The organism is Acidovorax sp. (genome assembly GCF_047607405.1).
Lineage (GTDB): Bacteria > Pseudomonadota > Gammaproteobacteria > Burkholderiales > Burkholderiaceae_C > Acidovorax.
Map to the genome: position 1 here is coordinate 1 of NZ_JASGDA010000007.1, position 9,156 is coordinate 9,156.

A 9,156-nucleotide genomic window follows, 5' to 3' on the forward strand; every position below is an offset into this window, starting at 1 on the left:
ATCGAGGCCCCCGTGGCGCCCCCGGCTCCGCCCGTGCCGCCAGCGCCGCCCGCCCCACCCGCGCCCCCCAAGATCGAGCTGCCGTCCAGCGACGCGGCCTACCTGAACAACCCCAAGCCCAGCTACCCCGCCATCAGCAAGCGCATGGGCGAGCAGGGCAAGGTGGTGCTGCGCGTGCTGATCGGCACCGACGGGCTGCCGCAGAAGATCGAGATCAACAAGTCCAGCGGCTTCGAGCGGCTGGACCGCCAGGCCCAGGAAGCCGTCATGCGCTGGCGCTTCGTGCCCGGCAAGCGCAATGGCGTGCCCGAGACCATGTGGAACCTGGTGCCCATCAACTTCGTTCTCGAATAACCGTATTTCATCGCTTCAGGGAGTTTTTTCATGGATTCGCAATTCGGCATCACCAACGTCTGGGTCCAGGGCGACTTCGTCACCCGGGCCGTCGCCGTCATCCTGCTGGCCATGTCGCTGGCCTCGTGGATCGTCATCCTCATCAAGGCGCTGGACATCGTGAAGTTCAAGAAGCAGGCCCGCGCCGCGCGCGACTTCTGGCACAGCGAGGACTTCGCCACGGGCCTCGCCAAGCTGGGCAGCGACAACGCCAACCCCTTCCGCCACCTGGCGCTGGAAGGCCGCGAGGCCACGGCCCACCACCGCAACACCAAGGCCCACCTGCACGACACGCTGGACGTGAGCGACTGGGTCACGCGCTGCCTGCGCAACTGCATCGACGAGTTCACGGCGCGCCTGCAGTCGGGCCTGGCCATCCTGGCGTCCGTGGGCTCCACCGCACCCTTCATCGGGCTGTTCGGCACCGTGTGGGGCATCTACCACGCGCTGGTGGCCATCGGCACCTCGGGCCAGTCCACCATCGACAAGGTGGCCGGCCCCATCGGCGAGGCCCTCATCATGACCGCGCTGGGCCTGGCCGTCGCCATCCCCGCCGTGCTGGGCTACAACGCGCTGGTGCGCGGCAACAAGTCCATCCTGGGCGGCCTGAACAGCTTCGCCCACGACCTGCACGCCTACTTCGTCACCGGCGCGCGCGTGACGGCGGCGGGCGAGCAGGCCAAGGTCCTGCCCATGAAGAAAGGCGCGTAAGCCATGGCCTTCGGAACCCAAGACGAAGCCGATGACGTGATGAACGAGATCAACATGACGCCCCTGGTGGACGTGATGCTGGTGCTGCTCATCATCTTCATCATCACCGTGCCGGTGATGAAGCACTCGGTCAACGTGGACCTGCCCCGCGCTACCAACCAGCCCGAGGACGTGAAGCCGGAGACGGTACGCCTGACGGTGGACGCCGATGGCAAGTACTACTGGAACGGCGGAGCCGTCAGCGACGCCGAACTGGAACCCCTGCTCAAGGCCGAAGCCGCCAAGCAGCCCCAGCCCGACCTGCACATTCGCGGCGACAAGGCCGTGCGCTACGAGCGCGTGGCCCAGGCCATGGCGGCGGCCCAGCGCGCGGGCGTGCGCAAAATCGGCTTTGTCACCGATCCCGCGCCCTGAGAACGTGTGAACCCACGGCGGGCGGCACAAAAAGAAACATTTCGACCGCTTGACATGCAATTGCGAATCGTTATCATTAGCAGCACGAATCGCAACGCAACAGGACAACCCTCATGCCAGCCACTTTGACCTTGAACGCCGCTCCCTTCCTGCGCTCCGCTCCCGCCAACAAACCGGCATCGCAGACCGAAAGCAGCCACCGCGCGGAGACGGCCCTTGCCGTGGACAGCAGCGCCCTGCTGCAAGGCCAGAAGGCCGTGGCCATCAGCCACAACGGCGCGCTGTACCGCCTGCAGGCCACCAAGCTGGGCAAGCTGATTTTGACCAAATGAGTTTCATCGTGGGGCGACTCCCGGACTCCGCAACGGGTCCGCAAGGGTCGTTTTTGCCAGCCAACGGTTTTCCCGCGTAGCCAGGCTTTTTTTCCCGCGCCAACACAAAAAACCGGCCTCGAAGGCCGGTTTTTTTCATGGTCAAAACAGCCTCCAGCGCTTGCTGATCAAGCACAAGAAGCTATTCAAACCATAGCAGTCACAGCCCCAGGGCCGCGATGCCTGCGCGGGCGATCTGCGCGTCCTCGGTGGACTTCACGCCGCTCACGCCCACGGCGCCCAGGCACTGGCCGTCCTTCAGGATGGGCACGCCGCCTTCCAGCAGGCCGTCGATGCCGGGCGCGCTCAGGAACGAGGTGCGGCCGCCGTTGACCACGTCCTCATAGACCTTGCTCTCGCGGCGGCCCAGCGCGGCCGTGCGGGCCTTGGACGGCGCGATGTGCGACGACACGGGCGCGGCGCCGTCCAGGCGCTGCAGCCACAGCAGGTGGCCGCCCGCGTCCACGATGGCGATGGTCACGGCCCATTGGTTCTTCAGGGCTTCGGCCTCGGCGGCGGCGGCGATGGCCTTGATGTCGGCCAGTTCGAGTTCGTGTTGGGTCTTCATGAGGGCAATGTCCGAAAAAAGAAGGGGCAAGCATACCGGTATGCAAAGGCAGGTGGCCGCGCGCGGGTATTGAAACCGCGCCCAGGCCCACCACCTAGAATCCGCGCGTGCGTCTGCACGGTGCAGGCCAACAAGGAGAGACACAGATGATGAACGACCAGATCACCACCCTGGGCCACTCTGCGGGCTACGGCATCTCGCAGCAAGAGCGCCACAAGGTGCTTCGCAATACCTACTGGCTGCTGGCCCTGAGCCTGATCCCCACGGTGCTCGGCGCCTGGGTGGGCGTGGCCACCGGCATCACGCAGTCGCTGCGCGGCGGCGTGGGGCTGATCGTCTTTCTGGGCGGCGCCTTCGGCTTCATGTTCGCCATCGAGAAGACCAAGCGCTCGGCGGCGGGCGTGCCGGTGCTGCTGGCCTTCACCTTCTTCATGGGGCTGATGCTCTCGCGCCTGATCGGCCTGGTGCTGGGCTTCTCGAACGGCTCCGAGCTGATCATGACCGCCTTCGCGGGCACCGCGGGCGTGTTCCTGGTGATGGCAAGCCTGGCCAGCGTCATCAAGCGCGACCTGTCGGGCATGGGCAAGTGGCTGTTCGTGGGCGCGCTGGTGCTGCTGGTGGGCAGCGTCATCAACGTGTTCGTGGGCTCGTCGGCGGGCATGATGGCGATCTCGGTGGCCGCCATCGGCATCTTCAGCGCCTACATGCTGTACGACATCAAGCAGATCCTGGACGGCGGCGAGACCAACTACATCAGCGCCACGCTGGCCCTGTACCTGGACCTGTTCAACGTGTTCCAGAGCCTGCTGTCGCTACTGGGCATCATGGGCGGCGAGCGCGACTGAGCCCCCCTGCCCTCCCCCTGCCCCAAAGCCCTGGCTCGCCAGGGCTTTTTTGTGCGGCGCGCCACCCGCCACGGCACGCGGCATCGCTTCATTTGACACAATGGCCGGATACCGCCATGCCCCAACCGTCCCGCCACCCCCTGCACCAATGGCAGCACCGGCACAAACAGCGCCTGCTGATGGCGCTGATCTGCGGCCTGGTGGGCGTGGAGTTCCTGGAGAGCGTCGTGGCGCTGCTGGCCCTGGGCGTGCAGCGGCTCATGCCCCGGCAACTGGGCAAGAGCACGCAGCCGGTGCGCTGGTCCATCGTCCCCGTGGTGGTGCTGTTGCTGGCCGTGGGCCTGGTGCAGTGGGTCTTCTCGGAGGCCGACCACCAGTGGCTGGAGCGGCCCGCGCTGCTCGCCCTGGCCGCCCTGGCGGGCGTCACGCTGCTGGGCCTGTTCAGCCTGCACCAGTGGCGGCACGACGAGCCCCTGCTGCACCTGCGCGACCTGGCCAACCCCGGCTTCATGGCGGGCATGGGCCTCTTTGCGGCGTACTACTTCATCGTCAACTTCAACAACTACCTGTTCCCGCAGGTCGCCGAGCACGGGCTGGGCCTGTCGGTGGTCACCACGGGCTGGCTCAACAGCTTCTCGGCGCTGGTCACCTTCGCGGCAGTGGTCATCTACAACCGCCATTCCGCCAAGGTGGAGAACAAGCGGGCCCTGATGCTCACCGGCTGCCTGAGCATGGCCGCATCGGCGTGGTGGATGGCCTCGCTGCCCGCAGACGTGTCCGTGGCCGGGCTGTGCGCGCCGCTGGCCTTCAAGGGGCTGTTCGGCGTGCTGATGATCCTGCCCGTCTCGGCCCTGACCTGGCGCGCCCTGGGCGACACGCACTTCGCCAAGGGCTACCAGGCCAAGAACGTGCTGCGGCAGATGATGGTGTCGCTGGCCTCGGCCTCGGCCGCCGTGGCGCTGCACGGCGGGCTGGCGCAGGGCAGCATGCAGGCGGTGTTCGCCACCGGGCAGCGGCTGTACATGGGGATCGCGGTGATGGCGCTGCTGGCGGGCGCGGTGGTGGCGCTGCAAAAGCAGTTGCGCTGAATGAAATGAATCGCTCAACTCTGGCGCCCGCTTGCCGATAGCATAGGGACATGCCGTCCACTCTGCCCCGCCCCCTCGCCACCGCCCTTGTCGCCGCCGCGCTGCTGCCGCTGGCGGGCTGCGACATTCCGGGCCTGGGCCCCGACCCCCGCGCCCTGCAGCGCGAGGCCGAGGCCAAGGCCATCGGCGGCGCCTGCCGCCACGCGCTGCGCGGGCTGGAAGACTGCTACACGCTCAACCCCAAGGCCGCCAAGGCGCAGGTGTTCGCGGGCTGGAAGGACATGGACGCCTACATGCGCGACAACAAGATCGAAGGCACGCCCTCGGTGCTGACAGAAGCCAAGCCGCCCGCCCGCCGCGCCCGGGACGACGCCGAGGACGAGCGCGGCTGATGCTATCTAAAGCATAGCTGCAAGCGCTTGCTGGACAAGCGCTGGAGCCCTGAAACACCTTAAACTTTGTCGAACACCGCCATGCTCTCCACGTGCGCGGTGTGCGGGAACATGTTGACCATGCCCGCCGCCGTGCAGCGGTAGCCCGCCAGATGCACCAGCAGCCCCGCGTCGCGGGCCAGGGTGGCGGGGTTGCAGCTCACATAGACGATGCGCTTGGGCGGCGTCCAGTGCGCAGCCCCTGCGGGCAGCGGCCCTGCGCCTTCGGCGCCGATGCGCGCCTGTTCGATGTCGGCCAGGGCTTTCGCCAGGGCGAACGCGCCTTCGCGCGGCGGGTCCACCAGCCATTTGTCGGCCACGCCGTCGGCCACCAGCATCGCTGGCGTCATCTCGAACAGGTTGCGCGCTACGAAATTGGTAGCTGCCAGCGCTTGCCCCACCTGCGCTGGAGCCTGATTTTTCTTGTAATTCTCACGCGAGCGCGCCACCAGGGCCTCGCTGCCCTCGATGCCCAGCACCTCGCGCGCCTGCGTCGCCAGCGGCAGGGTGAAGTTGCCCAGGCCGCAAAACCAGTCGATCACGCGCTCGCTGCGCTGCACGTCCAGCAGGCGCAGCGCCCGGCTGACCAGCACGCGGTTGATGTGCGGGTTGACCTGCGTGAAGTCCGTGGGCTTGAAGGGCATGGTGATGCCGAAGTCCGGCAGGCTGTACGACAGTTGCGGGCCGTCCGCGTCGAGCAGGTGTACCGTGTCCGGCCCCTTGGGTTGCAGCCACCACTGCACGGCGTGCGTGGCGCCGAAGGCGCGCAGCCTGTCCAGGTCGGCGGCGGACAAAGGCTCCAGGTGGCGCAGCACCAGCGCCGTCACCTCGTCGCCGCAGGCCAGCTCGATCTGCGGGCAGGTGTCGCGCGCGTCCAGGCTGGCGATGAGCGCGCGCAGCGGCATCAGCATGGCGTCCACGTGCGGCGGCAGGATGCGGCAGGTCTGCATGTCGGCGATGTAGCGGCTCTTGCGCTCATGAAAGCCCACCAGCACCGTGCCCTTCTTGACCACGTGGCGCACGGCCAGGCGGGCGCGGTAGCGGTAGCCCCAGGCAGGGCCCTCGATGGGGCGCAGGATGGTCTCGGCGCGCACCTTGCCCAGGTGCCAGAGGTTGTCTTCCAGCACGCGCTGCTTGACCGCCACCTGCGCGCCCACGTGCAGGTGCTGCATCTTGCAGCCGCCGCAGGCACCGGCGTGCAGGCCGAAGTGCGGGCAGCCGGGGTACACGCGCTGGGGGGATTCGCGGTGGATGGCGAGCAGGCTGGCCTGCTCCCAGTTGTTCTTCTTGCGGTGGGTGTTGGCGCTGACCAGCTCGAAGGGGAGCGCGCCGTCGATGAAGACTACCTTGCCGTCGGGCTTGCGGGCGATGCCCTGGGCGTCGAGGTCCATGGACTGGACCAGCAGCCAGCCTTCGGACAGGTCTTCGGCGGGGGAATGCGGTGTGGGGAAGAGTTCTTGGGGTTCGCTCATCCCCCGATTGTCCTAGAAGCTCACCCGCGGTCGGCCCGGGCGGGACGCATGACCGCGCCGCCCTGCGGCACCTGCGCGGTGGTCAAGGGCAGCTTGTTGATGGTCAGCTCGCAGCCCTGGTTGTCGGGCGAGAACACCATCGTGGCGCCCGGCGCCACCAGGGGCAGGGTTTGGTGGATTTGGTACGACATGTCGATGGGCGGCTCGACGGACTGGTACACGATGTCCTTGTCGGGGCCATAGACGAGGTAGCACGCGGCTGCCGCAGACTGGCTGAAGAACGCAGCGGCCAGGGCTGCGGCGGCGTAGGGAAGGGTCTTTGTCATGATGGCTTCTCCTGTGACTGCGGGTGATTATGCGGGTTTGCCGCAGGGCCGCCAATCAGCGCAGGTGCAGTTGGGTGCTGTGCTTGACCTCTTCCATCACCGCGTAGGTGCGCGTCTCGCGCACGCCGGGCAGTTGCCACAGCACGTTGCCCGCGAACACACGGTAGGCGTTCATGTCGGCCGAGCGGGTTTTGAGCAGGTAGTCGAAGCCGCCCGCCACCATGTGGCATTCCATGATCTCGGGGTACACCTGCACGGCAGCCTTGAACTGGTCGAACACGTTGGGCGTGGTGCGGTCGAGCAGCACCTCGACGAAGACCAGCATGCCCGCGCCCAGCTTGAGCGGGTTCAGGCGCGCCTCGTAGCCCAGGATGTAGCCGTCCTTGGTCAGCCGCTGCACGCGGGCCAGCACGGCGGTGGGCGACAGGGCGACGGCCTCGGCGAGCTTGAGGTTGGCGATGCGGCCATCTTCTTGCAGGATTGACAGGATTTTGCGATCTATCCGATCCAGATCATTTTCGGTTGCCATGATGATTAGTCAATTATTCTGAAACTTTCAAAATTTTCAGATATTTATTCATCCAAAACCAGTGGATCATCGCATACAACACCAACCCAAGGCACCGCCACCATGACCGCAACCCTCTTCGCCCCGCGCACGCCGCTGACCAACCCGCTGCGCGCCGCCATCACCAACGCCTACCGCCTGCCCGAGCCCGAGGCCCTGGCCCCGCTGCTCGCGCAGGCGCGCCTGCCCCAGCCCATGGCCGACGCCGCCCAGCAGCTCGCGCTGCGCGTGGCCGGCGCCTTGCGCAACCGCAAGGCCGCCGGTGGCCGCGCAGGCATCGTGCAGGGGCTGCTGCAGGAGTTCTCGCTGTCGTCGCAGGAAGGCGTGGCCCTGATGTGCCTGGCCGAGGCGCTGCTGCGCATCCCCGACAAGGCCACGCGCGACGCGCTGATCCGCGACAAGATCAGCAACGGCCAGTGGGCGCCGCACCTGGGCAACAGCCCGTCGCTGTTCGTCAACGCCGCCACCTGGGGCCTGCTCATCACCGGCAAGCTGGTGTCGACCCACAGCGAGGGCAGCCTGACCAGCTCTCTGAGCCGCCTGATCGGCAAGGGCGGCGAGCCGCTGATCCGCAAGGGCGTGGACATGGCCATGCGCATGATGGGCGAGCAGTTCGTGACCGGCGAGACCATCGCCGAGGCCCTGTCCAACGCCCGCAGGATGGAGGCCGAGGGCTTTCGCTATTCGTACGACATGCTGGGCGAGGCCGCACTGACGGCCGAGGACGCCAAGCGCTACTACGCCTCGTACGAGCAGGCCATCCACGCCATCGGCAAGGCGTCCGCCGGGCGCGGCATCTACGAAGGGCCGGGCATCTCCATCAAGCTGTCGGCCCTGCACCCGCGCTACAGCCGCGCGCAGTTCGACCGCGTGATGGACGAGCTGTACCCCATGGTGCTGCGCCTGACCGAGCTGGCGCGCAGCTACGACATCGGCATCAACATCGACGCGGAAGAAGCCGACCGGCTCGAACTCTCGCTCGACCTGCTGGAGCGCCTGTGCCACGCGCCCTCGCTGGACGGCTGGAACGGCATCGGCTTCGTGATCCAGGCGTACCAAAAGCGCTGCCCCTTCGTCATCGACTACGTCATCGACCTGGCCCGCCGCACGCGCCGCCGCCTGATGGTGCGGCTGGTGAAAGGCGCGTACTGGGACAGCGAGATCAAGCGCGCCCAGGTGGACGGCCTGGCCGACTACCCCGTCTATACCCGCAAGGTACACACCGACATCTCCTACATCGCCTGCGCCAAGAAGCTGCTGGCCGCGCCCGAGGCCATCTACCCCCAGTTCGCCACGCACAACGCCGAGACCCTGGCCACCATCTACCAGATGGCGGGCAACAACTACTACGCGGGGCAGTACGAGTTCCAGTGCCTGCACGGCATGGGCGAGCCGCTGTATGAGCAAGTGGTAGGCCCCATCAGCGCAGGCAAGCTGGGCCGCCCCTGCCGCATCTACGCCCCCGTGGGCACGCACGAGACGCTGCTGGCCTACCTGGTGCGCCGCCTGCTGGAGAACGGCGCCAACACGTCCTTCGTGAACCGCATCGCCGATGAAACCATCGCGCTGGAAGACCTGGTCAAGAGCCCCGTGCTGGTGGTGGACCAGGCCGCCGCTGCCGAGGGCACGCCCGGCCTGCCCCACCCGCGCATCCCCCTGCCGGGCGGCCTGTACGGCCCGCAGCGCGCCAACTCGCGCGGGCTGGACCTGTCCAACGAAAACACCCTGACCCAACTGGACGCCACCCTGCAGGCCACCGCCAGCCACGGCTGGACGGCGGGCCCGCTGCTGGGCGTGGCCACCACGTCCGCCAGCGCCGCCATCGACGTGCGCAACCCCGCCGACCACCGCGACGTGGTGGGCCAGGTGCAAGAGGCCACCGCCGACGATGTCGATCAGGCCCTGCAATGCGCGCAGGCCGCCGCCGCCCCCTGGGCCGCCACGCCCCCCGCCGAGCGCGCCGCCGCCC

Annotated in this window: 12 protein-coding genes; 8 read left to right on the forward strand and 4 right to left on the reverse strand. The window is 67.5% G+C overall.

Translation table 11 applies throughout. The features are described 5' to 3' along the window. The 4 genes from QM569_RS01280 to hemP all read left to right on the forward strand — a co-directional run. Positions 1–354 (forward strand): energy transducer TonB (locus QM569_RS01280; protein WP_414985408.1); only part of this gene is annotated, 354 nt, incomplete at its 5' end. Positions 355–384: 30 nt separating this feature from the next. Then, positions 385–1,104 carry a MotA/TolQ/ExbB proton channel family protein gene (locus QM569_RS01285; RefSeq protein WP_414985409.1) on the forward strand — a complete coding sequence of 240 codons (720 nt, stop codon included), beginning with the start codon at positions 385–387 and terminating at the stop codon, positions 1,102–1,104. A gap of 3 nt (positions 1,105–1,107) precedes the next feature. Next, on the forward strand, positions 1,108–1,518 hold the full coding sequence (locus tag QM569_RS01290; RefSeq protein ID WP_414985410.1) for an ExbD/TolR family protein: 411 nt from the start codon (positions 1,108–1,110) through the stop codon (positions 1,516–1,518). A gap of 113 nt (positions 1,519–1,631) precedes the next feature. Beyond that, positions 1,632–1,850 carry a hemin uptake protein HemP gene (gene hemP / locus QM569_RS01295; RefSeq protein WP_414985411.1) on the forward strand — a complete coding sequence of 73 codons (219 nt, stop codon included), beginning with the start codon at positions 1,632–1,634 and terminating at the stop codon, positions 1,848–1,850. A 199-nt stretch (positions 1,851–2,049) separates the two neighbouring features. Here hemP and QM569_RS01300 read toward each other — a convergent pair whose 3' ends face one another. Further along, positions 2,050–2,457 (reverse strand): GlcG/HbpS family heme-binding protein, encoded by a 408-nt coding sequence (locus tag QM569_RS01300; RefSeq protein WP_414985412.1) that lies wholly within the window; start codon positions 2,455–2,457, stop codon positions 2,050–2,052. Positions 2,458–2,606: 149 nt separating this feature from the next. Here QM569_RS01300 and QM569_RS01305 point away from each other — a divergent pair, with 149 nt between their 5' ends. From QM569_RS01305 to QM569_RS01315, 3 genes are all read left to right on the forward strand, one after another. Further along, positions 2,607–3,302, forward strand: a complete 696-nt coding sequence (locus QM569_RS01305) for a Bax inhibitor-1/YccA family protein (protein WP_414985419.1) — start codon at positions 2,607–2,609, stop codon at positions 3,300–3,302. Between the two features lie 116 nt (positions 3,303–3,418). Continuing rightward, on the forward strand, positions 3,419–4,390 hold the full coding sequence (locus QM569_RS01310; RefSeq protein WP_414985413.1) for a hypothetical protein: 972 nt from the start codon (positions 3,419–3,421) through the stop codon (positions 4,388–4,390). A gap of 50 nt (positions 4,391–4,440) precedes the next feature. Beyond that, complete coding sequence (locus tag QM569_RS01315; RefSeq protein ID WP_414985414.1) at positions 4,441–4,782, forward strand: hypothetical protein; 342 nt, start codon at positions 4,441–4,443, stop codon at positions 4,780–4,782. Between the two features lie 59 nt (positions 4,783–4,841). On the opposite strand, the gene rlmD is transcribed toward QM569_RS01315, so the two are convergent. Genes rlmD through QM569_RS01330 form a run of 3 tightly spaced genes read right to left on the reverse strand, consistent with a single transcriptional unit; the run spans position 4,842 to position 7,148 of the window. Beyond that, entirely contained in the window at positions 4,842–6,293 is a 1,452-nt protein-coding gene (gene rlmD / locus QM569_RS01320) for a 23S rRNA (uracil(1939)-C(5))-methyltransferase RlmD (RefSeq protein WP_414985415.1), read from the reverse strand. 20 nt (positions 6,294–6,313) lie between these two features. Then, complete coding sequence (locus tag QM569_RS01325) at positions 6,314–6,619, reverse strand: hypothetical protein (RefSeq protein WP_414985416.1); 306 nt, start codon at positions 6,617–6,619, stop codon at positions 6,314–6,316. Between the two features lie 55 nt (positions 6,620–6,674). After that, complete coding sequence (locus QM569_RS01330) at positions 6,675–7,148, reverse strand: Lrp/AsnC ligand binding domain-containing protein (RefSeq protein WP_414985417.1); 474 nt, start codon at positions 7,146–7,148, stop codon at positions 6,675–6,677. A 102-nt stretch (positions 7,149–7,250) separates the two neighbouring features. On the opposite strand from QM569_RS01330, the gene putA reads away from it, so the two are divergent. Then, the coding region (putA, locus tag QM569_RS01335) for a bifunctional proline dehydrogenase/L-glutamate gamma-semialdehyde dehydrogenase PutA (RefSeq protein WP_414985418.1) at positions 7,251–9,156 on the forward strand (1,906 nt) is incomplete at its 3' end.